22 protein-coding genes, 1 tRNA gene and 1 pseudogene are annotated in these 24,396 nt (G+C 30.7%); 21 read left to right on the forward strand and 3 right to left on the reverse strand.

Annotated elements, in window-relative coordinates; all coding sequences use genetic code 11:
* Positions 1–33: 33 nt before the first annotated feature.
* From TOPB45_RS00190 to TOPB45_RS00255, 14 genes are all read left to right on the forward strand, one after another.
* Entirely contained in the window at positions 34–258 is a 225-nt protein-coding gene (locus TOPB45_RS00190) for a NifU family protein (RefSeq protein ID WP_013908854.1), read from the forward strand.
* Between the two features lie 61 nt (positions 259–319).
* A complete protein-coding gene (rpoZ, locus tag TOPB45_RS00195; RefSeq protein ID WP_013908855.1) occupies positions 320–586 on the forward strand; it encodes a DNA-directed RNA polymerase subunit omega in 267 nt (88 codons plus the stop codon).
* A 1-nt stretch (position 587) separates the two neighbouring features.
* Entirely contained in the window at positions 588–1,733 is a 1,146-nt protein-coding gene (gene dnaJ / locus TOPB45_RS00200; RefSeq protein ID WP_013908856.1) for a molecular chaperone DnaJ, read from the forward strand.
* A 12-nt stretch (positions 1,734–1,745) separates the two neighbouring features.
* Positions 1,746–2,231: a cyclic pyranopterin monophosphate synthase MoaC gene (moaC, locus tag TOPB45_RS00205; protein ID WP_013908857.1), complete on the forward strand. Its 486-nt coding sequence runs from the start codon at positions 1,746–1,748 to the stop codon at positions 2,229–2,231.
* A 9-nt stretch (positions 2,232–2,240) separates the two neighbouring features.
* Positions 2,241–2,603 carry an RNA polymerase-binding protein DksA gene (gene dksA, locus TOPB45_RS00210; protein ID WP_013908858.1) on the forward strand — a complete coding sequence of 121 codons (363 nt, stop codon included), beginning with the start codon at positions 2,241–2,243 and terminating at the stop codon, positions 2,601–2,603.
* Positions 2,600–7,870, forward strand: a complete 5,271-nt coding sequence (gene uvrA / locus TOPB45_RS00215; RefSeq protein ID WP_013908859.1) for an excinuclease ABC subunit UvrA — start codon at positions 2,600–2,602, stop codon at positions 7,868–7,870. Before dksA ends, uvrA begins: the two co-directional genes overlap by 4 nt.
* Positions 7,871–7,937: 67 nt before the next feature.
* Positions 7,938–8,531 carry a CBS domain-containing protein gene (locus tag TOPB45_RS00220; protein ID WP_013908860.1) on the forward strand — a complete coding sequence of 198 codons (594 nt, stop codon included), beginning with the start codon at positions 7,938–7,940 and terminating at the stop codon, positions 8,529–8,531.
* A 10-nt stretch (positions 8,532–8,541) separates the two neighbouring features.
* Positions 8,542–9,732, forward strand: coding sequence for a homocysteine biosynthesis protein (locus tag TOPB45_RS00225; RefSeq protein ID WP_013908861.1), 1,191 nt, complete (start codon positions 8,542–8,544; stop codon positions 9,730–9,732).
* Positions 9,733–9,748: 16 nt separating this feature from the next.
* A complete protein-coding gene (secG, locus tag TOPB45_RS08430) occupies positions 9,749–10,102 on the forward strand; it encodes a preprotein translocase subunit SecG (RefSeq protein WP_013908862.1) in 354 nt (117 codons plus the stop codon).
* Between the two features lie 12 nt (positions 10,103–10,114).
* Positions 10,115–11,275, forward strand: coding sequence for a 1-deoxy-D-xylulose-5-phosphate reductoisomerase (gene dxr / locus TOPB45_RS00235; protein WP_013908863.1), 1,161 nt, complete (start codon positions 10,115–10,117; stop codon positions 11,273–11,275).
* Complete coding sequence (gene rseP, locus TOPB45_RS00240) at positions 11,272–12,351, forward strand: RIP metalloprotease RseP (RefSeq protein WP_013908864.1); 1,080 nt, start codon at positions 11,272–11,274, stop codon at positions 12,349–12,351. The genes dxr and rseP overlap by 4 nt, the downstream gene beginning before the upstream one ends.
* Positions 12,336–13,037, forward strand: a complete 702-nt coding sequence (gene tsaB / locus TOPB45_RS00245) for a tRNA (adenosine(37)-N6)-threonylcarbamoyltransferase complex dimerization subunit type 1 TsaB (protein WP_013908865.1) — start codon at positions 12,336–12,338, stop codon at positions 13,035–13,037. The genes rseP and tsaB overlap by 16 nt, the downstream gene beginning before the upstream one ends.
* Positions 13,034–14,017, forward strand: a complete 984-nt coding sequence (locus TOPB45_RS00250; RefSeq protein ID WP_013908866.1) for an ABC transporter permease — start codon at positions 13,034–13,036, stop codon at positions 14,015–14,017. Before tsaB ends, TOPB45_RS00250 begins: the two co-directional genes overlap by 4 nt.
* Complete coding sequence (locus TOPB45_RS00255; protein ID WP_013908867.1) at positions 14,014–14,847, forward strand: ABC transporter permease; 834 nt, start codon at positions 14,014–14,016, stop codon at positions 14,845–14,847. The genes TOPB45_RS00250 and TOPB45_RS00255 overlap by 4 nt, the downstream gene beginning before the upstream one ends.
* 4 nt (positions 14,848–14,851) lie before the next feature.
* Here TOPB45_RS00255 and TOPB45_RS00260 read toward each other — a convergent pair.
* The 3 genes and pseudogenes from TOPB45_RS00260 to TOPB45_RS09210 all read right to left on the reverse strand — a co-directional run.
* Positions 14,852–14,938 (reverse strand) — tRNA-Leu (locus TOPB45_RS00260).
* Between the two features lie 48 nt (positions 14,939–14,986).
* Positions 14,987–16,339: an SLC5/6 family protein gene (locus TOPB45_RS00265; RefSeq protein WP_172632666.1), complete on the reverse strand. Its 1,353-nt coding sequence runs from the start codon at positions 16,337–16,339 to the stop codon at positions 14,987–14,989.
* A gap of 13 nt (positions 16,340–16,352) precedes the next feature.
* Positions 16,353–16,466 (reverse strand): annotated as a pseudogene (locus TOPB45_RS09210) (hypothetical protein); the annotation flags it as partial.
* 98 nt (positions 16,467–16,564) lie between these two features.
* On the opposite strand from TOPB45_RS09210, the gene TOPB45_RS00270 reads away from it, so the two are divergent.
* The 7 genes from TOPB45_RS00270 (at position 16,565) to flgC (ending at position 24,387) form a co-directional block, all read left to right on the forward strand.
* On the forward strand, positions 16,565–17,452 hold the full coding sequence (locus TOPB45_RS00270; protein WP_013908868.1) for an AAA family ATPase: 888 nt from the start codon (positions 16,565–16,567) through the stop codon (positions 17,450–17,452).
* A gap of 7 nt (positions 17,453–17,459) precedes the next feature.
* Positions 17,460–19,298, forward strand: a complete 1,839-nt coding sequence (locus TOPB45_RS00275) for a hypothetical protein (RefSeq protein WP_013908869.1) — start codon at positions 17,460–17,462, stop codon at positions 19,296–19,298.
* 79 nt (positions 19,299–19,377) lie between these two features.
* Positions 19,378–20,334: a sigma-54-dependent transcriptional regulator gene (locus TOPB45_RS00280; protein WP_049774801.1), complete on the forward strand. Its 957-nt coding sequence runs from the start codon at positions 19,378–19,380 to the stop codon at positions 20,332–20,334.
* A 22-nt stretch (positions 20,335–20,356) separates the two neighbouring features.
* Positions 20,357–22,228: a tetratricopeptide repeat protein gene (locus TOPB45_RS00285; RefSeq protein ID WP_013908871.1), complete on the forward strand. Its 1,872-nt coding sequence runs from the start codon at positions 20,357–20,359 to the stop codon at positions 22,226–22,228.
* Positions 22,229–22,238: 10 nt separating this feature from the next.
* On the forward strand, positions 22,239–23,564 hold the full coding sequence (locus tag TOPB45_RS00290) for a sigma-54 interaction domain-containing protein (RefSeq protein ID WP_013908872.1): 1,326 nt from the start codon (positions 22,239–22,241) through the stop codon (positions 23,562–23,564).
* A 14-nt stretch (positions 23,565–23,578) separates the two neighbouring features.
* Positions 23,579–23,974 carry a flagellar basal body rod protein FlgB gene (gene flgB, locus TOPB45_RS00295; RefSeq protein ID WP_013908873.1) on the forward strand — a complete coding sequence of 132 codons (396 nt, stop codon included), beginning with the start codon at positions 23,579–23,581 and terminating at the stop codon, positions 23,972–23,974.
* Between the two features lie 2 nt (positions 23,975–23,976).
* The gene (gene flgC / locus TOPB45_RS00300) at positions 23,977–24,387 is read left to right on the forward strand and encodes a flagellar basal body rod protein FlgC (protein WP_013908874.1); all 411 of its coding nucleotides are present in this window, start codon (positions 23,977–23,979) and stop codon (positions 24,385–24,387) included.
* Positions 24,388–24,396 lie beyond the last annotated feature (9 nt).

Below are 24,396 nucleotides of genomic sequence, written 5' to 3' on the forward strand. Positions count from 1 at the left end.
AAAATCAGATATTAAATCAAGGAGGTAATCTTAATGCTTAAAGATGAGGTTGAAAAAGCTTTATCAAAGGTTAGACCTTATTTACAAGCAGATGGAGGAGATGTAGAGTTAGTAGAAGTTACAGAAGATGGGGTAGTAAAGGTAAAATTAAAGGGTGCCTGTGGATCTTGTCCTATGGCTCTTATGACTCTTAAAATGGGAATTGAAAGATATCTTAAAAAGGAAATCCCTGAAGTAACTGAAGTAATAGCTGTTTAATATTTTTAAAATTAATTGGTTTTTAAAAAATAATTAATAAAATTAGTTGAGGTGATAAAAAATGGCAAGAATCACAGTGGAAGATTGTCTTAAAAAAATACCAAGCAGATTTAGATTAATTCACTTAGTTATAGAAAGGGTAAAACAATTAAGAGAAGGGGCTCAACCTTTAATAGAATGTGATAATAAAGAAATCGTTACTGCTTTAAGGGAAATTGCTGCAGGATTAGTCACTCCAGAAAATATAAAGGAATTGAATAAAAAAGAAAAGGTTACCTCTCCTTATGAAATTTCTGAAATTTTAAAACAAAGAAGTTTAAATAAATAAAATGGTTTATAAAGATTATTATGCTATCCTTGGAGTCCCAAGAGATGCAACCCAAGAAGAAATAAAGCGTGCTTACAGAAGGCTTGCTCTAAAATATCATCCTGATAGAAATCCAGGAAATAAAGAAGCTGAAGAGAAATTTAAAGAAATTTCAGAAGCTTACGAAGTTCTTTCAGATCCAGAAAAAAGAGCAATCTATGATGCTTATGGCTATTCTGGACTAAGATCAACAGGTTATAGAGGATTTGAAGATATTTCCGATATTTTTAAAGCCTTTTCCGATATTTTTGAAGAATTTTTTGATTTCTCTTTTGAAGAAAAAGTTCATACCAGACCAAGAGACGGAGCTGATCTTTCTTATGAAATAGCTTTAGACTTAGAAGATCTTTTCCAAGATAAGAAAGTAAAATTGGAGATTGAAAAATTTGAAGTATGTGATTTCTGTAAAGGATTAGGTTATGATCCAGAAAAAGGAGTTAAAACTTGTGAAGTATGTAAAGGGACAGGAAGAGTTACTTATACAGAAGGTTTTTTTAGAATAAGTTATACCTGTCCAGATTGTAAAGGAAAAGGGAAAGCTTATATAGCACGTTGTGAAAAGTGTAAAGGTTCAGGAAAAGTTTGGAAGAAAAAAGAGCTTGAAGTTGTTATTCCTGCTGGTATAGAGGATGGAAGTATATTAAGAATACCAAAAGAGGGTGAACCAGGGCTTTTTGGTGGAAAACCAGGAGATCTATTTTTAAGAGTAAAGGTTAAACCTCATCGCTATTTTTATAGAGAAAAAAACGATATAATAGGACAATTAAAAATTAATTTCATATCTGCTATTTTGGGAGACAAAATAAAAATCCCATACTTTGGAGAGGAGTTAGAAATACAAATACCTCCTGGGATACAACCAGGAGAGGAAATAATTATTGAAGGAAAGGGACTTCCTGACATAAAAACAGGTAAAAAGGGTAATTTAATTTTGAAAATTCAAATAGAGATACCTAAAAAAATAAGTAAAGAAGGAGAAAAACTATTGAGGAAATTTGCTGAATTAGAAGGAATAAAAAATTCTGAGAACGAATTACTTTCGAATTCAAAGGTTTCTAAAAATAAGAAAAACAAGTTTTGGGAAAAATTTATCTTTGGAAATAAATAAGAGGTCCTCAAAATGTCTCAATTTTCTCATCTCACAGAAAAGGGCGAACTTCATATGGTAGATGTAAGTGAAAAATTAGATACAGAAAGGGTTGCCATAGCAAAAGCAGAAGTAATTTTCCCAGAAGAAATTTATCCTCAAATTATTTCTCAAGATATTCCAAAGGGTGATTTTTTAGCTTGTGCTAAGGTAGCTGGCATACTTGCAGCTAAAAAAACACCTGAACTTATACCTCTTTGTCATCCTTTACCTATTACTAAAATCGATATAGAATTTAAATTTATTCCAGAAAAATTTGCTATAGAAGTCACAGGTAAAGTTAAAACTGTAGCTAAAACCGGAGTTGAGATGGAAGCATTAATAGCTACCTCTATAGCAGCTTTAACTATTTATGATATGTGTAAGTCTTTACATAAAGGTATAAAAATTACAGATATCCGTCTAATTTATAAGAGCGGGGGTAAGAGTGGGGAACTTATTTTAGAAGAAAAAGTTTAGGAGGTATTTATGGAAAAAGAAAAGCTTGAATTTTTTAAACAATTACTTTTAAAAAGGAGAGAGGAAATTTTAAAGGAGGTTATGGAAACTAAAAAAGAATTGACAGAGATAGGAGAACCTCTTCCTGATGCCTTAGATCAAGCAACAAGAGAAAGTAATCTTGCTTTTGAATTAAGGTTGAGAGATAGAGAGCAAAAACTTTTGAAGAAAATAGAAAAGGCTTTGAAAAAAATAGAAGAGGGAACTTATGGAATATGTGAAGCCTGTGGAACGGAAATAGATGAAAAAAGACTTATTGCTCGTCCTGAGGCTACTCTTTGTATTGATTGTAAGAGGGCACAGGAGCGGATGGAAAGAATCAAGGGCGAATGAAATTTGTTGAAGTTATTAAGGTCTCCCAAAACAATCTTAAAGGCTTTGATTTAAGATTACCCTTTTATAAGCTCATCGTAGTTACAGGAATCTCTGGTGCTGGTAAATCAAGTTTAGTTTTTGATACTCTTTATGCTGAAGGACAAAGAAGATATTTAGAAACCTTTTCTTCATATGTAAGACAATATTTTGAAAAACTCCCTAAACCAAAAGTTGAAGCCATAAATAATATCCCTCCAGCTCTTGCCTTTCCTCAAGGAAATTATATTAAAACCTCTCGTTCAACAGTAGCAACACTTACTGAAATAAGTCATTTTACTAAAATGCTTTACTATAAAGCAAGCATTCCAAAATGCCCAAAATGCAATCAATATATCTACATTAAAGACCCTCACTTGATTGCTAAAGAAATTATCCAAAATTTTGAAAACATACCTATTTACTTAATTTCTCCCCAAAAAATAAAAACAGATTTCAATTATCTTAAAGAGGGGCTTCTTTCTGCAGGATTTAGTAGAATTCTTTGGGATGGTAAAGTATGTGAGCTTGAAGAAATAGAGAACCCCCCATCTGTTGAAGAAATAGAGGTAGTTATTTATAGGGTTAAACCCTCTGAAGAAGAACTTTCAGAAATTGCTCAAGCTATTGAGCTTGCCTTTAAACTTTCTGATTCCATAAAAGTGAAATCATTATATGGTGAAGAAGTTATTTACACTCGAGAATTAATATGTCCTACCTGTGGATTTAAAGTTCCCCAAAAAACTCCCAATCTTTTTTCTTTCAATACTTCACAGGGTGCTTGTCCTGAATGTAAAGGATTTGGGAATCTTTTAGTAGTTGATTTTAAAGCTTTAGTAAAACATCCTGAAAAATCAATAAAAGATGGAGCAATCCCCCTTCTTGATTATCCTTTTATGTTAGAGGTAAAAATTGATCTCACAGAGTTTTTAAAAAAGAAGGATATAGATTTAAATTTACCTTTTGAAAGACTTCCTTCAGAAATAAAAAGAAAGATATTTTTTGGAGAAGGAGACTGGTATGGACTTAAAGAAGTTATAGATTGGCTTGAAAGTAAAAAATATAAGCCTCATATAAGAATACTTCTTTCAAAACTTAGAAGAGAAATAACTTGCCCTATATGTAAAGGAACCCGATTTAATCCACAAACACTTATTTTTTATATTCAAGACTTAAATATAGGAGATTTTTACAACTTAGAAATATTACAAGCAAAAGAATTTATAAAGGATTTTCTTTCTAAAAATAAACTTCCAGCTGAAGAAAGACTTGCTAAGGAAATTTTAAAGAGGCTTTCTTATTTGGAAGAAGTTGGACTTTCCTATTTAACTTTAAACAGAGCAAGTAAAACCCTTTCTGGAGGAGAAGCAAGTAGATGCCTTTTAACAAGAGCTCTTTCTTCTAATTTAGTAGAAACCCTTTATCTTATTGATGAACCTACTACAGGACTTCATCCCACTGATACTCAGAAAATACTTAAGTTTATGGAAAATCTGGTTTCTCAAAATAATACTGTAGTGGTAGTAGAACATGATCCAGAAATTATTACTCAAGCTGATTTTTTAATAGATCTTGGTCCTGAAGGTGGAGAAAGAGGGGGTTATCTTCTTTATGCAGGAGCCCCAAAAGAAATATTTGAAAAGGACACTCCCACTGCTTTAGCACTTAAATACTTAAGCTCTCCAAGAGAAACCCCATTTTATACTTCTGATTCTTATCCCAAAAAATTAAAAATAATAAAAGCTAAAAAACACAACCTAAAAGAAATATCAGTTTCTTTTCCTGTTAGAGCTATTACTTCTATAGTAGGAGTTTCTGGTTCTGGAAAATCAACCCTTCTTGAAGAAATAATTTATAAAGGTATTACTGCCTATAAACAAAACTCAAGTTTTGATTCCTGTGAAGTTATTGAAGGTTATGAATATTTTTCTCAAGTTCTTTTTATTACTCAGGAACCTTTAGCACGCTCTCCAAGAAGTATAGTTGCTACTTATATAGGAATTCTTCCTTATATTAGAAAACTTCTTGCAAGTACTCCTCTTGCTAAAAAATACGGATATACTGAAGCTTTTTTCTCTTTTAATTCTGAAATTTCACAATGTCCTGAATGTAAAGGACTTGGTTTTGAAGTAATAGAAATGCAATTTCTTTCAGATTTAATTGTTCCTTGTGAAGTGTGTAAAGGAAAAAGATATAGAGATGAGGTCCTTGAAATAAAATGGAAAGATAAAAATATTGCAGAAATACTTGAACTTACTGTAGATTCAGCTATTGAATTTTTTGGGAATCATCCTCTTATAAAAGAAAAATTAATTATATTGCAAAAACTTGGGCTTGGTTATTTAAAGTTAGGACAACCTCTTTCAACTCTTTCAGGAGGAGAAGCACAAAGATTAAAAATTGCAGAAATTTTATCTCAAATAAAGAGTGAAAAAGCACTTATTCTCCTTGATGAACCAACAGTAGGACTTCATTTAAAGGATATAGAAAAACTTATTTCATCTCTAAAATATCTTAAAGAAAAAGGGCATACTATAGTAGTAGTTGAACATCACCCAGAAATAATACTTTCCTCAGACTGGATAATTGAATTGGGTCCTGAAGGTGGAGAAAAAGGAGGTTATCTTCTTTTTGAAGGACCTTTAAAAGAATTTTTAAATTTAAAAAATGAAAAAAGTAAAACTGCTTATTATTTAAAAGAATATTTAAATGGCTTAAAACTTAAAGAAAAGGCTGAGAAAGAAAAAAAATACAATTATGAAGATACTTATATAAAACTTAGAGGTGTAAGGCATCATAATCTCAAAAATATAGATGTAGATTTGCCCAGAGAAAAATTTATTGTAATTACAGGAGTTTCTGGATCTGGAAAATCAACTCTTGCCTTTGATGTTATTTTCACTGAGGGACAAAGAAGATTTTTAGAAACTTTACCCGCCTATTTAAGACAATTTTTAAAACTTTATGAAGAAATAGATTATGACCTTATTTCTGGTATCCCTCCTACAGTAGCTTTAGAACAGAAATCAGGAGAATTGTCTCCCCGTTCTACAGTCGGTACCCTTACAGAAATATTGCCATATTTAAGACTTCTCTATTCAAAGATAAGTAAAACCTATTGCCCAAGATGTAATTCCCAACTAATACCTCGTTCAGAAGAGGAACTTCTTGATTTTGCTAAAAAACTTTTTAAAGAAGAAAATCTTGAAAATGTTGAGATTACCTTTCTTGCACCTTTAGTAAAACATCGTAAAGGAATTTATAGAAATCTTTTTGAAAAACTTTTAAACTCTGGATATCATGAGGTAAGGATCGATTCAACTTTTCATAAACTCCCACCTATACCCTCTTTATCAAGATATAAAGAACATACAATTGAAGCTGTAATTGGTAAAAGTTATTTTAAAAAAACTAAAAATTTTGAAGAGCTATTTTTAAAAACTTTAAAGGAGGGTAAAGGAGAAGCTTTACTTTTGGTAAATTCTAAGGAATTTCTTTTTAGTAAGAAGAGAGCTTGTGTAAAATGCGGAATTAGCCTTCCTGAACCTGATCCCTTACTTTTTGCTTTTAATTCGAAAATCGGAGCTTGTCCTTACTGCCAAGGTCTTGGAAAAATAGAAGATAGTGTCTGTCCTCTATGTAAAGGGAGTAGGTATAAAGACGAAGTCTTTTATTATAAAATAAATGGACTTTCCCTTCCTGAATTTTGTGAGCTTAGTATTGAAAAAGCAATTGAATTTTTAAAAGGGCTTAAACTTGAAGGTAAAGAAAAAATTTTAGCTGAAGGACTTATTTCTGAAATAATATCCAGGCTTGAATATTTAGTTGAACTTGGTGTAGGATATTTAACCCTCGGAAGATCAGCAGATACCCTATCTTCTGGAGAAGCTAAAAGAGTAAGAATATCAGCTGAAATAGGAAGCAATCTTACAGGAGTTGCCTATATTCTTGATGAACCAACAATTGGACTTCATCCCAAAGATAATGCTAAACTAATAAAAGTTTTAAAATCTTTAAGAGATAAGGGAAATACCATAATTGTAGTTGAGCATGATGAAGAAACTATTCTTTCTGCTGATTATGTTGTAGATCTCGGTCCAGGAGGAGGAAAAAAGGGAGGAGAGGTTGTTTTTATAGGAACTCCTTCTGAACTTCTCAGAAATGAAATTTCAGAAACTGCAAAAGCTCTTAGAGATATAAATAGAAAACAGCTAAAAAGTTTTAAAAGAAAACCCTCTAAGTTTATTTTTTTGGAAGGAGCTCATTTAAGAAATCTTAAAAATATAGATGTATCTATTCCTTTAAATGCACTAACAGTTGTAGTAGGAGTTTCTGGTTCTGGAAAATCAACTTTAATATGTGACCTCCTTTATGAAAATTTAAAAACACTTTTAGGCACAAAAACAAAAAATAAAGCAAATTTAGATTTATGGGGAATTAAAAATATAAAAGGATTTGAAAATATAAAAAGAGTCTATTTAGTTGATCATTCTCCAATTGGAAATACACCAAGATCTACTCCGGCAACTTATATAAATGTTTTCACTAATATTAGAGAAGTTTTTGCAAATACTCCTTTAGCAAGACAAAGGGGCTATAAAGAAGGCAGATTTTCTTTTAATACAGAAGAAGGACAATGCCCTCACTGTAAAGGGCAAGGATATCTTAAAGTGGAAATCAAATTTTTACCAGAGGTATACCAGGTTTGTGAATATTGTGAAGGCAAAAGATATAATCCAGAAACCCTTGAAGTCTATTTTAAAGGAAAAAATATTTCTGAAGTTTTGAGTATGGATTTTTCTGAAGCAAGGGAATTTTTTAAACACTTCTCTTCTATTTATCAAAAGCTTGACACTGTATGTAAAATTGGTCTTGATTATTTGAGCCTTGGTCAACCAAGTCCTTCTCTCTCTGGTGGAGAAGCTCAAAGAATAAAACTTGCTAAGGAATTTGTCAAATCTTCAAAAGGAGGGTCTCTTTTTATTTTAGATGAACCTACTACAGGGCTTCATATAAATGATGTAGAAAAATTAGTAAATGTATTACAAGGACTTATTAATAAAGGACATACAGTTATTGTAATAGAACATAATCTTGAACTTATTAAATGGGCAGATTGGATAATTGAACTTGGTCCAGAAGGTGGGGAAAAGGGAGGTTACCTTCTTTTTGAAGGCTCTATTGAAGAATTTTTAAAAACTAATACTATTACTTCAGAGATATTAAGGAATTACTTGAATATTAAGTAACTTATTTTTGTATTTTTTAATTTTTATGGTATAGTTTTTTCAAAAAACAAATAGGGAGATTAACCCTATGAAGGTTAAGAATTGGATGATTACAGAAGTAATAACAGCCTCTCCAGAAGATACAGTGGAAGATGCAATACAACTAATGAGAAGATTTTCTATTAGACATCTTCCAATTGTAGAAAATGGAAAATTAGTAGGACTTGTAACCGAAAGCAATTTAAGAGCTTATCTTTCATCTGAAAAATTACAACTTCCTTTAAAAGAAATTATGATCTTAAATCCTATTACTATAGATCCTGAAACTTCAATTGATGAAGCAGCAAGAATTATATATAAATATAAAATCGGAGGACTTCCAGTTATTACAGAAGGTAAATTAGTAGGAATTATTACCATTACTGATATTTTAGAGGCTTTTATTGAATTGATGGGACTTCTTAAATCTTCTTCTCGTTTGGATGTAATTCCCAAAAAGGATAATTTAGATGAAGTTCTTGAAATAATAAGAAAGGGTGGAGGAAAAATAATTTCTATTGGAATGGATGTCAATTTAAATGGAGAAAAGGTATACTTTATAAGACTCGAAAAGATAGCTCTTGATAAAATAGCTTCAGATTTAGAAACCTTAGGACATAAGGTTGTATCCTTAGTTGAATAGGAGATTTAAGATGAATAATGAATTTAAAGTAAAAAGAAGTATAGAGGAGATAAATAAAAAAATTGAAAAGGGTGAAGTAGTAGTATTGACTGCAGAAGAATTTTCTAAACTTGTAAAAGAGGTAGGACCAGTTCAAGCAGCTAAGGAAGTTGATGTAGTTACTACTGGAACATTTTCTCCTATGTGTTCTTCAGGTGCTTTCATTAATTTTGGACACACTATCCCCACTATTAAAGCCTATAGAGTATGGCTAAATGATGTTCCTGCTTACGGAGGACTTGCTGCTGTTGATCTCTATATAGGTGCAACTGAACCAAGAGAAGATGATCCACTTAATAAAGTTTTTCCTGGACAATTTCTTTATGGTGGTGGTCATGTAATTCATGATTTAGTAGCTGGGAAAAAAATATATTTAAGAGCTCTTGGATATGGAACTCATTGTTATCCAAGAAGAACTTATGAAGTAGAAATAACTATCCATGATTTAAAAAATGCAATATTATGTAATCCAAGAAATGCTTATCAAAATTATAATTGTGCAATAAACCTCTCAGATAAGATTTTATATACCTATATGGGGGTTTTAAAACCTAATCTTGGAAATGCTAATTATGCTACTGCAGGAGTTCTTTCTCCTTTACTTAAAGATCCTTACTTAAAAACTATAGGTATAGGAACGAGAATATTTCTTGGGGGAGCAAAGGGATATGTAATCTGGTGTGGAACTCAACATAATATGGATGTAAAAAGAACTCCCAAAGGAGCACCTATTCAACCAGCAGCGACTTTAATGGTTATAGGTAATTTAAAAGAGATGAGTCCTGAATGGCTGGTTGGAACAAGTCATATAGGTTATGGATGTTCCTTAGCTGTAGGATTAGGAATTCCCATACCTATTTTAAATGAACAAGTGGCTGAATGGGCAGGGCTTTCTGATGAGGATCTCTTTACTCAAGTAATAGACTATTCTTACGATTATCCTAATGGAATAAAAAGAAATTATGGAATTGTAAGTTATGCAGAATTAAAAAGTGGAAAAATAAATATTTTAGGAAACGAGGTCCCAACTTATCCTATATCAAGCTTTTTTAAAGCAAGAAAAATTGCAGAGATACTCAAAAACTGGATCAGAAACGGAGAAATGTTTTTAACTGAACCTGTAGAGAGTTTACCTGGAGCAAAACTTTTTCCTATGAGATAATCTTGGGAGGAAAAAAATGGAAACCTTTTTAATTGTGACACAGATAATTTTAGCTATTCTTATTATTCTTATAGTTTTAATAAATGTAACCAAGGGTTCTGAATATGGAGCAGTCTTTAGAGGTGCAGAAGCAATTTTTGGTGGTGCAGGACCTACTAATTTCTTAAATAAAGTTACTATGATTCTTGTTTTACTTTTTTTCTTAAATTCCATCCTTCTTACCAAAGTTTTTACAGAAAAGCATAAACCTTTGATGTTAAAAACCGGGATTCCTCAGTCTCCGGTTTCCAATGAAACTTTCCCCCCCACCCCTCCTTCTATACCTATACCTCCAAAGGAACCTTTAAAGTTTCCAGAAAGTACTAAATAAATCCATCTCAGAATGAAAAACTTAGTAATCTTTGGAGCTACAGGATCCATAGGAAAAGCAACTATAAAATATATCAAAAACCAACCTCATAGATTTAGAATTATAGGACTTACAGCGAAATCAAAAATTGAAGAACTTCAAAAACTTTCAGAAACTTTTAAAGTACCTTATATAGTCGTAGAAAGGGAAGAAGATGCAAAATTTTTGAATTCCTCTTTAAGTTACAAAGCAAAAGTATTATGGGGAGACGAAGGATTAAAAGAACTTGCTTCTTTAGATTCTGTAGATACAGTAGTTATAGGAATCTCAGGAATAAAAGCTCTTATTCCTACCTATTATGCTTTAAAATCAGGAAAAAGGGTAGCTATAGCGAATAAGGAATGTATTATCTCTGTAGGAAATCTTTTAAAGGAGGTTGCTCAAGAAAATAAAGCTGAACTCATTCCTGTAGACAGTGAACATTCTGCTTTTTTTCAATTATTACAAAAAGAGAAAAAAACATATGTAGAAAAACTTATTCTTACTGCTTCAGGAGGACCTTTTTATAAAACTCCATTAAAGGATTTTTGTAAAATAACACCCGAAAAAGCTATATCTCATCCTGTATGGAAAATGGGTAAAAAAATTTCTGTTGATTCAGCAACTTTAATGAATAAAGGTTTTGAAGTACTTGAAGCTATGGTATTATTTGATTTTCCTTTAGATAAAATTGAAGTAGTTATTCATCCTCAAGGATTAGTCCATGGTATAGTTAAACTTATAGATGGTTGTTATTTAATGCATGTAAGTCCTGCTGATATGAAAATTGCTATAGCTTATGCTTTAAATTATCCAGAAAGAACTGAAGTACCAGTAGAAAATCTTGATCTTACGAAAGCAAAACTTATTTTTAAAAAGCCAAGTTTTAAAAAATTCCCTTGCCTAAAACTCGCTTATGAAGTAGGAAAACTTGGAGGAGCTTATCCTTTAATATTAGAAGCTGCAGATGAAGTAGTAGTTTCTGCTTTTCTTTCTTACAAAATTAGTTTTGATAAAATTCCGTATTTTCTTGAAAAAACCTTAAATGAATTTAAAATACCCTCTATTAATTTTAAAAATATTTATGAGGTTTTAGAGCTTCATAAAAGGGTTTGTGAATTTACTGAAAATCTTATTGAGGGTGTAAATAGATGATCACTTTAATTACTGCTATTTTAGTAATAGGTGTTCTTATTTTTGTTCACGAATTAGGACATTTCTTAGCTGCTAAATTAATAGGTGTGAGGGTTGAAATTTTTTCCTTAGGCTTTGGACCTCGTCTTATTGGATTTAGAACTGAAGAAACAGAATATAGGCTTTCTCTTATACCCTTAGGAGGTTATGTTAAACTTTATGGAGAACATCAGGAGCATCTTTCTCTTTTAGAAAACCCTGAAAAAGCCTTTGCTTTTAAATCGCCTCTACAAAAAGCTATTGTAGTAATTGCAGGACCTTTAGCTAATTTTATCTTAGCCATCTTTATTTTTTGGTTTCTTTTTGCAACTATAGGTACTTATATAGTGCCTGCTAAAATTGGTGAGGTATTGCCTAACTCTCCAGCTGAAAAAGTGGGACTAAAACCTGGAGATGAGATATTAGAAATAAATGGAAAGAAAGTTAAATCCTTTCAAGAACTTGTATTTTTTTTAAGAACTAAAGAACCCCCCAATTTAATCACTTTAAAAATAAGAAGAAATGATCAAATTTTTGAAGTAAAAATTGAACCAGAACTTAAAGAGGACTATAATATTTTTGGCAAAAAAACCAAAATTCCTGTAATAGGAATTAAATCCTCTGAAGAAATAATTCACCAAAAACATGATCTAATTTCTGCTTTTAATTTAGCTATTGAAAAGGTAATAGAACTTACAGGTCTTATTTTTGTAGCTATTTATAAACTTTTTACAGGAGAAATGCCTTTTTCAACCCTTGGAGGACCTATTACTATTGGAAAAATGGCAGGAGAAACTGCAAAAATGGGAATATCCTATTTATTCTCATTTACAGCTGTTCTTTCTGTAAATTTAGGTGTAATAAATATATTACCTCTCCCTATGCTTGATGGAGGACATCTCGTTCTTTTTGGAATTGAGGCTATTAGAAGAAAACCCCTTTCTCTAAAAACTCAAGAACTTATTTTTAAAATTGGTCTTGTTTTGATTATTGCCCTTAGCATAGCAGTTTTTTATAATGATATTTTAAAGCTTTTAAAAGAATGGAATCTCCCCTAATTCTTGCTATTGAAACCTCTGGAAAAACTGGAGGAATAGCCCTTTTTAGGGAAATTATTTTAGGTGAATTAACCTTACTTTCTAAGGAATCCTATTCAAATATCATTTTTAAAAGCCTTCCCTTTCTCGAAAAGAATTTAAACTTTTCTTTAAAGGATTTAGATTATTATGCTATAGATATAGGACCAGGAAGTTTTACAGGATTGAGGATTGGACTTTCTATATTAAAAGGACTGAATTTGGTTTATCCCAAACCTGTTATTCCTGTTTCAAGTTTAGAAGTTTTAACAGTTAATTTTCTCAATTATCCTGGAAATATAGTTAGTCTTGTTGATGCCTATAGTAAAGAGATATTTTTTGCTTCTTATAAATGGGAAAATTTTTATTTAAAAACCATTATTGCACCTATGTGTATACCTTTAAAAGATTTACCTCTTTATATAAATACTCCCTCTTTATTTTTAAGTGAAACCTTAGAAAAATGGAGAGATTTTCTTAAAAGTAGTTTAGAAAATTTTTTACTTGAACCACCCTTTTCTCCTAATTTAAGTGCTGGTTTAGTAGCTAAGTTAGCTTATATTAAATTAAAGCAAGGGATAGTGAAATTAAAGTCTGCTGAATCTCTTTTACCCCTTTATTTGAAACCTTCTGAAGCTGAAAGAAAAAGGGGTTTAAAGATAACATGATAACCTTTCTTTTAAAAAGATTTTTAACCCTTATAATTACACTTTTAGGAATAACTATAATCAGTTTTTCTATTATCCATCTTGCTCCTGGAGGTCCACTAAGTCCTTTAACTGAGTTCAATCCTAAAATTACACCTGAATATAGAGAAAAATTAGTAAAAATGTATGGACTTGATAAACCTCTTTATATACAGTATTTAAACTGGTTAAAGGGGATTGTAAAGCTTGATTTTGGAAAATCCTTTTCTTTAGATCAAAGACCTGTTTGGGATAAAATAAAAGAAAGACTTCCTATAACTATTTTTATAAATGCTTTATCCTTAATTTTAATTCTTTTATTTAGTATTCCTTTAGGTGTTTATTCTGCTGTAAAAGCAGGAAGTACCTTTGATAGAATAACTACCATTATAACTTTTATAGGGTATGCCATGCCAAGTTTTTGGTTAGCTATAGTATTAATGATGATTTTTGGAGTAAAACTTCAGTTACTTCCCATTTCAGGACTTCATTCAACTATTGATTATGATGAAATGAGCCTTTTACAAAAAGTCTTTGATTGGGCTAAACATCTTATTTGTCCTTTATTTGTAGCTACTTTTGGTGGAATGGCTGGAGTTTTAAGGTATGTAAGAAATTCAACTTATGAAGTTTTAAAATCAGATTTTATTCTTTTTGCCAGAGCTAAAGGTCTTCCTGAAAAGGTAATAATTTATAAACATGCTTTAAGAAATGCTCTTTTGCCCCTTATAACTATTTTAGGACTTTCTCTTCCTGGCTTAATTGGAGGAAGTGTTATATTTGAAACCATTTTTGGTATTCCAGGAGTTGGACAACTAATGTGGCAAGCGGTTATGGCAAGAGATTATCCTGTAATTATGGCTAATCTATTTTTAATCTCCCTTCTTACCCTTCTTGGGAATTTTCTTGCAGATATAGGTTATGCCCTTGCTGATCCAAGAATAAGATTGGAAAGCAAATGAAAGAAGTTTTCAAGGAACTTATAAAACATAAAATAGGCTTTGCTTCTTTAATAGTAATTTCAATTTTAGTAATTCTTGCTCTATTTGCTCCTTATATCTCTCCCTATGACCCTTTTGAAATAAATGTTAATAAAATTCTTCTTCCTCCATCTTTTAAACATCCATTGGGAACAGACTTACTTGGAAGAGATGTTTTAAGTCGAATGATTTATGCTTCAAGAATTTCTTTAGAAGTGAGTCTTGTTGCGGTAGGAATTTCTATTGGAATAGGAGTTTTTTTAGGTTCTCTTGCTGGTTATTTAGGAGGATTGGTAGATCAGATTATATCTCGCTTTATAGATATAATGCTTTGTTTTCCAACTATATTTCTAATTTTGGCAGTAATTGCTTATTTAGAGCCTTCTATTTTAACTATAATGATTGTAATTGGAGCTACAAGCTGGATGGGAATAGCAAGACTTATCAGAGCAGAAATAATGTCTTTAAAAGAAAGGGATTTTGTTCTAATAGCTAAGGTTTATGGAGCAGGAACTTTTAGAATTATATTTAAACATCTTCTTCCCAATGCCTTACCACCTATTATGGTTTCAGCTTCCTTAGGATTGGGACAGGCTATTCTTATTGAATCTGCTTTGTCTTTTTTAGGAATAGGGGTTCAACCGCCAATCCCTTCTTGGGGTAATATTTTAATAGAAGGAAAAGAAGCTCTAGAGGTTGCTTGGTGGTTATCTATTTTCCCGGGGCTTGCAATTTTAATTACTATACTTGCTTTTACTTTATTAGGAGAGACTTTACAGGAAATCTTAAATCCTAAAAGGGAGAGAAAGTAATTTATGGTGCCGAGGGCGGGACTCGAACCCGCACGGACTTACGTCCACTAGCCCCTCAAGCCAGCGCGTCTTCCAATTCCGCCACCTCGGCTTTAAGTTTTAATATATTCTCAATTTTTTCTTTGTCAAGATAACTATTTTATTTACTTTTTATAGCTAATAAACCCAAAATAAAAAGAGTTATTATAATAAACCCTTTGGCTACAATTATATTCCAGGTAATATTTTGAAAATGCTGAGGCAATTTCATTAAAATCCAAAAGTAAAAAAGAATTCCTATAAAAATTAAGGAAGTTCCATAAAAAACATAAACCAATAGTTTGGGAATTTTTAAAAAGGTATCTCTAATTAGTTCTTTATAAAAATTATCTACCCCAAATAACCAAACAAAAACTAATATTTCTATAAAGGCAAAAAGGATCAGAAATACTGCTCCTGCCCAAAAATCTAACTCATCAAGAAAACCAGGAACAAAAGCAGAAAGAAAGGCACCAAAGGCTACCATAACTATAGAAAGATTAACAGCTAAATGGTGAGATATTTCTAATTCATCTTCAAAAAATGCAACTAATGGCTGAATAAGAGCTAAAGATGAAGTAAAAGCTGCAATAAAAAGCAAAAAAAACCATATAAAAGAAAAAATATACCCAAAGGGTAAAATAGCTAAAATAGCTGGCATACTCATAAAACCAAGTCTAAAGGTCCCTTCTTGAGCAAGTTGAGGAATAGAGGAGGCTCCAAAAATAGCAAAAGCTGCAGGAATAGCAATAGAAGCACCTATTCCTATTTCTGCCAATTCATTTAATAAAGCTGTATAAATCCCTACTTTCACTACATCTTCATTCTTTTTTACATAGCTTGCATAAGTAGCTATAGCACCCATAGCTAAGGAAAGGGTAAAAAATATCTGACCAGAAGCTTCTACCCAAACTTGAGGATCAGTCAATTTTGAAAAATCAGGTTTAAATATAAAATAAAGCCCCTCAACTCCTTTCCAATTATTTATAGAAAGTGAAACTATGGATAAGAAAATACCCATTAAAAAGAGTAAAGGCAATCCAATTTTAGCTGTAAATTCAATTCCCTTAACCACTCCCCTTTTTAAAACATACCAATTAAGCACTAAAGTTATTAAAAGAAAAAAGATAGCTAAAAGAGAAGGTTGAGTATATTCTTTATAGAATTTTAAAAAGGGTATTAATGCAAGATTAGGATCAGTGTATTCAATAGATTGGGGAAGTTTTTTAAAAAGGGATAAAAAGGCAAATCCGAGAGTCCAAGATTCTATATATATGTAATAACAAACGATAAGAAAGGGAATAGACACACCTAAACTACCTATTATTCTTGGTAAAGAATTTTGATTAAAAAACACCCCCATTATCCCAACCATAGAACCGTGTCCTTTTGAACCTGCATACCTTCCTATAACCCATTCTAAAATCATAAGCGGAAGTCCTAACAAAAAAAGGGAAATAAAATAGGGAACCATAAAGGCTCCCCCCTCCATATAATGCAACCTTAGAAGGAAATCTTAAGATATTTCCAAGCCCTATAGCATTACCTGCAGCTGCTAAAATAAGACCAATTTTAGTTGCCCAAGTTTCTCTTTTTCTCATAATCCTAAAATTAATAGTCCTTTAAATTACATTTGTCAATAATTTTTGTTTTTATTTTGATATAGCAAATTTTTAAAAAAGAAATATATTTAAATTATATGGAAAGCGTTGTAATTGATGGTGTAACCATATATCTTTCTCATCCTGATGAATTAAACATTCCTCTTTATCCAAGGGATGAAATCATTGAACAAATACTTGCTTGCTGGCTTGTTTTAGATGAAAAAGACCTTCCTCTTACACCTCGTCTTGTTGGTAAACCTGGAGTGGGTAAAACAACCCTTGCTTATGCAGCTGCAAAAAGGCTAAATAAAGAGGTCTATATTTTCCAAGCAACTGTTGATACAAGACCAGAAGACCTCATTATAACTCCTGTTATTTCAGAAGATAAAAAGATAAGGTATGTAGCAAGCCCTATTGTTACTGCTATGATAAAAGGTGGAGTAGCTATTATTGATGAAGCAAATAGAATGAGCGAAAAATCTTGGGCTTCACTTGCTCCTCTTCTTGATGCTAGAAGATATGTAGAATCTATTATTGCAGGAATAAAAATAAAGGCTCATCCAGATTTTAGACTCTGTGTTACTATGAATGAAGATGCTTCAACTTTTGAATTACCTGAATATATTCACTCAAGACTGCAACCTCAAATTTTTATAGATTTTCCTTCCTATGAAGAAGAAAAGGCTATTCTAAAAACTAATTTACCTTGGGCTGATGAAGGACTTCTTGATTATATAGTCAGGTTTTTACAAATGGCTCACGAATATGGAGAACTTTATAGTGTAAGAGATGGGGTAAATATAGGACGTTATGTCCTTAAAAAAATTAAATTCTCAAATAAATCTTCTAAGGATTTAACAAATCTTTTACCACTTCTTAAAGAGGCTATTTCAGTAATTCTTGGTCCTCAAGCTTTAATATATCTAAAAGAACTTTTGGAAAATAAGAAACCAACTAAGCCTCTGTTGCGTCCCTTAGATTAATCCAAATATGCTTAAAATTGAAAAAAATTTTAAAAATAGAACCTCAATTTTATATTTTCTGCCTTTTTTCCCAAGTAATCTTGAAATTACTCAAAATATTATAAAACTTTTAGCTGAAGTTAAACCCTCTGCTATAGCAATTACACTTCCATTTTTTATAAAAGATAAATGGTTACTTGCTGTAAAAAGCCTTCCTACTATTTCTGTTCTTTCCCTTACTTATAAAACAAAAGAAAACGAGTATCTAATTGTAGAACCTTTATGCCCTTTGGTTGAGGCAACAAGATATGCTATTTTTTCTGGTGTTCCTATTTTTTTTATAGATTTTCCAAAGGAAGCACAAGAAGAAGATTTAGCTAATTTTACTCCTCTACCTACCTATCTAATTAAAGATTTAGAATTTACTAAATATGTAGATTTAACCCTTTCCTTTTTTGAAGAGCATTTAACAGAAAGAGAAAAATACATTGCAGAAAAAATTCTTGAAATTTCTCAAAAATACGACTCTATGGCTATTATTTTACCTTTTTATCAAGTAAAGGGAGTAATAAGAGCTCTTGAGAGAGCTTCAGGTTTGCTTTATCTTCCTAAAAATATACCTAAGGAAATAGAAATTTATACTTTAAATTTAAAAAGCTTAAGAGAAATTCTTTCTGAGCCAGGATATTTTCAATCTACCTATGAAAAAAATAGGAAAAATTTAATAGAAAATAAAAATTTTGTTCTTGATAGAATTACTTTATATGAAGAAATTTTTGAAAAGGTAAGACAAAAATATTTTAAAGAAACAGGAACAGAACTCTCTCCTAAGGATCTCCAGGTTTTTGGACAATTTTTAAGAAATCTTCTTTTAATAAAAGGTCAGTATGTTCCTGATCTTTATACATTAATTTTAGCAGTAAGAGGAATAGGAGGAGATGAATTTGCTTTCTGGTTTTGGGAGATTGCAACTTTCTATGAATTTCAAAAAGAAGAGCTTTCCCCCTTCCCTATTATAAATCTCTCTCCTGAAGATTTAAGACTTCCTTCTAAAAGACTAAGAATTTCAAGAAAAATAAAAAGCATAAGAAGTAGCTTAAATTTCTTACAAAAATTTACTACAAGAGAAGAAAGAAAAATTTTTAAAAAAGGTTTTACTGGAAAGGTTATTTGTTCTTTTCCTCCAGAGGATGTAGTAGTTGAAACTTTTGGAAAAAAGGTGATGGAAAAAGGACTTAAGGTTATTACAGAAAATTTAAGAAAAATTGAACCTTTTACAACTTCATTAAAAGATGGTTTGGATATAAGGGAAACAATAAGAAAATGGTTTCTTGATGAGACTCCTTATGTAAAAGAAGAACCTCAAGCCCATGCAAAAGCAGGTTCAGTAGTAATAATTTTCGAAGAAGATCCTGACCCATTAACAGGAAAGGAAAGGTATCCTTGGAATTTTACCTGGCATGGAGAGCATCATCAAGAATCGGATATGGCCTTTTATTCTACAGATCCAAAAGAAAACGTAGTAGGTCCTGGTATTGCTAAAGCTAAATATGGGGGTTTCATGCTCACTTATCCTCCTATGAGAGTATATGATATATGGGAAGACCCCTATTTTGATATAGCAACTAATAAAGCTGAAAGACTTCTTTTAGCTGGTATAGATTATAGTTTAGAAAAATATATAATTTATGTAGCTAAAAAACCTCCCAGTAACCTTGCAAAAAAATTTGCCTCTCTTCAAGGTAAAAAAGTAATTTTTTTACCTATTGGTTCATTTTCTAAAAATTTTCTTGAAAAAATAAGGGTATTTCATGTTCTTGAAGGACATCATGTAAGAAAATATGCCCATAAATATATCAAAAAATAAATAATCAAAAATTTGACATATCTGTCAAAATTGTGATATAATTCTAAATATGTTTCTTTTAGAGACCCGAAATCCGCAAATGAAAAAAATTTATGAATTAGCAAAAAAAGTAGCTCCTTCTTCAAGTACAGTTCTTATTCTTGGAGAATCAGGCACAGGAAAAGAAGTCTTAGCAAAATATATTCATTTTTGTAGTAAAAGAAAAGGTCCTTTTGTTCCTATAAATTGTGCTGCTATCCCAGAGGATCTTTTAGAAGCTGAACTTTTTGGATATGAAAAGGGAGCTTTTACAGGAGCAATAAAAAGTAAACCAGGTAAATTTGAGCTTGCCAACCAAGGAACTATTTTTCTTGATGAAATAGGAGATTTAAGCCCTAAACTTCAAGCTAAACTTTTAAGAGTAATTCAAGAAAAACAAGTAGAAAGATTAGGTGGAGATAGAGCTATTAAGATTGAAGTAAGAATTCTTGCTGCAACTAATAAAGATTTGGAAAAGGAGGTTAAAGAAGGGAAATTTAAAGAAGATCTCTTTTTTAGATTAAATGTAATTCCTATAAGGCTCCCTCCTCTAAGAGAAAGGAAAGAAGATATCCCTTTATTAGTAAATTTTTTTTTGAAAAGATTATGTGAAAGAGAAGGAATAGAAGAAAAAACTATTACTCCTGAAGCCTTAGAAACTCTTATGAATTATCATTGGCCAGGAAATATAAGAGAATTGGAAAATTTAATAGAAAGATTAGTGATACTCTCAGAAAATAATGTTATCGGAGTTGAAGATCTTTCTATGTCCTCGTTAGATTTAAAATTTGCTGTAAGAGATGAGTTAATTGAAAAAAAAGAGGTAGAGCTAAAATATACACTTCCTGAAATACCTGAAGAAGGAATTGAATTAAACAAACTTTTAAGGGAAATAGAAATATATTATCTAAAAAAATCTCTTGAAATATCAAAGGGAATCAAAACTAAAGCAGCTAAATTACTAGGATTAAACCGCACAACCTTTATAGAAAAACTTAAAAAATATAATTTGGTATAATTTTTGATAATTTATTGAGCAAATGAAAAAATTAAAATCTTCTTTTATGGCTTTCTTAATCCTTTTAAGTTTTTTATCTATTTTTATTTTCTTTTCTATTTCAATTTCTGAAAGCCCAAAAGATTTGGGTATTATTTTATTTTCTTATAATAAAACCGAAGAAAAAGAAGCTCAATTAAAAAAAGCTGAAGAAACTATACAAAAAATAAAGACTGCCTTTAATCAAAAACTTTACGAAAAGGTCACGGATCTTTTAAAAGAACTACCCCCTGATTTTTCCCTTACTCCTGAAGAAAATTTAATTATTTCTGAAAGTTTTCTTAGGTCTGGTTTTCCAGAAAGGGCTTCTGAATTCTCTGAAAAAGTTATTTCAGTAAAAACTGGAACTCATGAAGCCTGCTTAGCAAATTTAATAAATATAAAAGCCTATATAATAAGAGGTGAATATAAAACTGCCAAAAAAAATTTGGAAGATTTTTTAAATTCTTATTGTGATGAAGGTTTAAAAAAGGAAGCCAAAGTTCTCCTTTATTTTATCAAAGAACTTCCTGCAGAAGAAATTAAAAAATTAGATAAAAATCTAATTATAAAAAATTTTGGAGAAATTTATAAACTTAGAGGGATTTATTTCATAAAAAAAGGAGAACTTAAAAAAGCTGAAGATGATTTTTTTACTTTTATAAATGTATATGGAACTTATAAGGAAGCCCCAGAAGTAATATATCAGTTAGCTGAAGCTTATTTAAAGAAAGACGAAGAAAAGGCAAAAATTTTTTATGAATTAATTATTACCAATTGGGATGGCACCAAAGAAGCCCTTTTTTCTAAATTTAGACTCTATCAAATAGCTTATGAAAAGAGCTTAATTAAAGAACTTCTTCCTGAGAAAACTAAAGAGGATTTAATTTCGTTTGCTACTCTAATTAAAAGTAAATATCCTGAAGAAAAAATAGCTGAAGAAGCAAGCTTTATGATTGTTAAAGTTTCCTTTGAAGATAAAAACTATTTCTCAGCAAGAAAAGGTGCTATAGAATTTTTAAAAACCTATGAAAGAAGTCCATTAATTGATGTAGTCAAAACTTATTATTGTAAAAGTGTAAGCTCTCTTTTTGAAGAAAATTATGAAAAGAAAAATCTTTCCTTAGTAACAAAACTGGAAGTAGAAGATAAGGATCTTTTTGAAAAAACTAAATGTGGAGAAGCTTATTATACATTGGGAGATATTTATTTTAACTATAACCTTTACACTAAAGCTTCTTATTGTTTTATTAGAGCTTATGAACTAAATAATAAAGAGGAACTAATTCCTAAGATTTTGCTTAAATTAGGATTGTTAGCCTTGGAAGATAAAAACTTAGATCTATTTAATGATATTTTTAATTTTTTAGATAAAAGCAAATATAAAGACTCGATAAAAGATCCTTATTATTTTTATTTAAAGGCTTTTTATGAAGGGCAAAAAAACTTAAGTAGTGGAGAATATTATTTAAATTTAGTTTTAAATTCAACTTTATCAGAAAAATTTAAAGAAAAACTCTTAAAATATTTTCGTGACAGAGCTCTTTATTTAAAACAATATGGTAAAGCCTTAGCCTATACAAATAATCCCTTTTTTAAAGCTAAAGCCGATGATTATGTCCTTTTACTTTTGGAAACTTTTAATACTGATAAAGTTGTTTTTGAAAATACTTTAAAATATGCTAAAGAAAAATTTCCCGATAATTTAAAAATAAAATGGTTAGAAGCTTACTATTTAGAAAAAAAAGGAAATATTAAGATTTCTACAGAAATGTGGAAAGAGTTAACGAAAGGGAATTCTTTAGAAAGTGAACTTGCTAAAAGTTATGAAAAAATGAGAAATTTTGTAGAAAGAACTCATCAAACGGTATTTTAATATAATTAATATGAAGGGAAAAATATGTTTAACTGGAGATAGTTTAGAAGTAAAACTTCTTAGAGATTCTCTCTTAGAAAGGGGACTTGAAGTTTTATTTTTTAAAAAATCTGAATTTGATTTTCAAAAGATCCCCTCATCCATAGATGTAATGGTTTACGAACTTTCCTATGAAGAAACTAAAAATCCTTTGTTAGTAGATAATTTTTTTAAATTAGGATTAAAATCTATTGTTTTCTTAGCTGAAAGAGCAGATTTGGAAGATGCTATTGAATTTATTAAGAGAGGAGCTTATGATTTTAAGCTTCTTTCAACCCCTTTTGAAATTATGGAAAAAACTATTTTATATGCCTTAGAAGAAAAAAAGATTTTCTGGCAAGATTCTGCTTTTATCACTAAAAATCCCTATATGCTTAAAATTCTTAAAAAATTAGAGGAGGTTGCTCAAAGCAAAGCTCCTATTCTTCTAGTAGGAGAAACAGGTACAGGAAAGGAACTCCTTTCTAAATATATTCACCAAAAAAGTCCCAGAAGATTTGGCCCTTTTATTGCTATAAACTGTGCAGCCCTACCAGAATCTCTTTTAGAGTCTGAACTTTTTGGTTATGAAAAAGGTGCATTTTCTGGGGCTAATTTTAGAAAAAAAGGAAAAATAGAGTTAGCAGATAAAGGAACCCTTTTATTAGACGAAATTACAGAAATGCACCCACATCTTCAAAGCAAACTTTTAAGAGTTCTTCAAGAAGAAGAGGTAGATCGTTTAGGTGGTTATCAACCTATAAAAGTAGATATAAGGCTAATTTCAACTACTAACAAAAATATCGAAAAAGAAGTTTCTGAAGGACGCTTTAGAAGCGATCTCTTTTATAGAATAAATGTTATTACTGTCAAAATTCCGTCATTAAGAGAAAGAAAGGAAGATATAGAGCTTTTAGCTTTTTATTTTCTGGAAAAATTTTCCACTCTTTATCATAAAAATATAAATGGCTTTACAGAAAGAGCCCTTTCTTTTTTAAAAAATTATCACTTTCCCGGAAATGTGAGAGAATTAAAAAATATGATTGAACGTGCTGTTCTCACTTGCGAAGATAAATTAATAGACTTAGAAAATATTATAGATCCTTTTTCTCAAAACATACCTTCTTCTTATACAGGCACAAATTTTGCAAAAAATTCTATAGAAGTAAAACCGCTTTCAGAATTGGAGAGAGAAGCTATTTTAAAGGCTTTAGAAATATGTAAAGGAAACAGAACTAAAGCAGCAGAACTTTTAGGAATTACTGTTAGAACTTTAAGAAATAAGCTTAAACAATATGAAAGAGAAGGCTTGTTATAGGGAGGTAAAATTCTATGTTAGGTGTATTTGAAAGAACTTTCAATCTTGTAAAAACTGCTTTAAAGATAAGATCTTATAAACATTCTCTTCTTGCATCAAATATAGCTAATGTTGATACTCCTGGGTATAGAAGAAAAGATATTCCCTTTGAAAAAATTATTCAAAGTTATCTTTCTGAGAAAAACCGTCTCAAAACTACTCATCCTAAGCATTTTGATGGATCTTTTAAAAATATAAATAAACTTTTAAAAGCCTATGAAGAAGAAACTTTAGGGACTCCAAATAATGTTAATCTTGAAGAAGAATTGGTTCAGCTTACAGAAAATCAAATGCTATACGAAGCCACACTACAAGCCCTTTCAAAAGAATTAGAAAGGTTGAAAGAAGCAATTACTGAAGGAGGTAGATAAAGATGAACCTACTTAAAATATCACAAATAGTAGGTAGTGGACTTTTAGCTCAAAGAGTAAGATTAAATATTGCTGCCACAAATATTGCAAATTCCCAAGTAACAAGGACTTTAGAAGGAGGACCTTATAGAGCTAAAGTTGTAGTTTTAAAAGCTATCCCTATTTCAGAAAAGAATCCTGAACTTAAAGCTGTAAAAGTAGAAAAAATAGTTGATGATCCCTCTCCTTTTAAAGAGGTTTATGATCCTGGACATCCAGATGCTGATGAAAGAGGAATTGTGAAGTATCCCAATGTAGATGTAATTACTGAAATGGTTGAACTTTTATCTGCAGGAAGAGCTTATGAAGCAAATTTAACTGTTCTTTCCGCTACTAAAAGTATGACTCTAAGAACTTTAGATTTATTAAAATAAAAAGAGAGG

Origin of the sequence: Thermodesulfobacterium geofontis OPF15, assembly GCF_000215975.1 — a bacterium.
In the GTDB taxonomy this organism is placed as follows: Bacteria; Desulfobacterota; Thermodesulfobacteria; order Thermodesulfobacteriales; family Thermodesulfobacteriaceae; genus Thermodesulfobacterium; species Thermodesulfobacterium geofontis.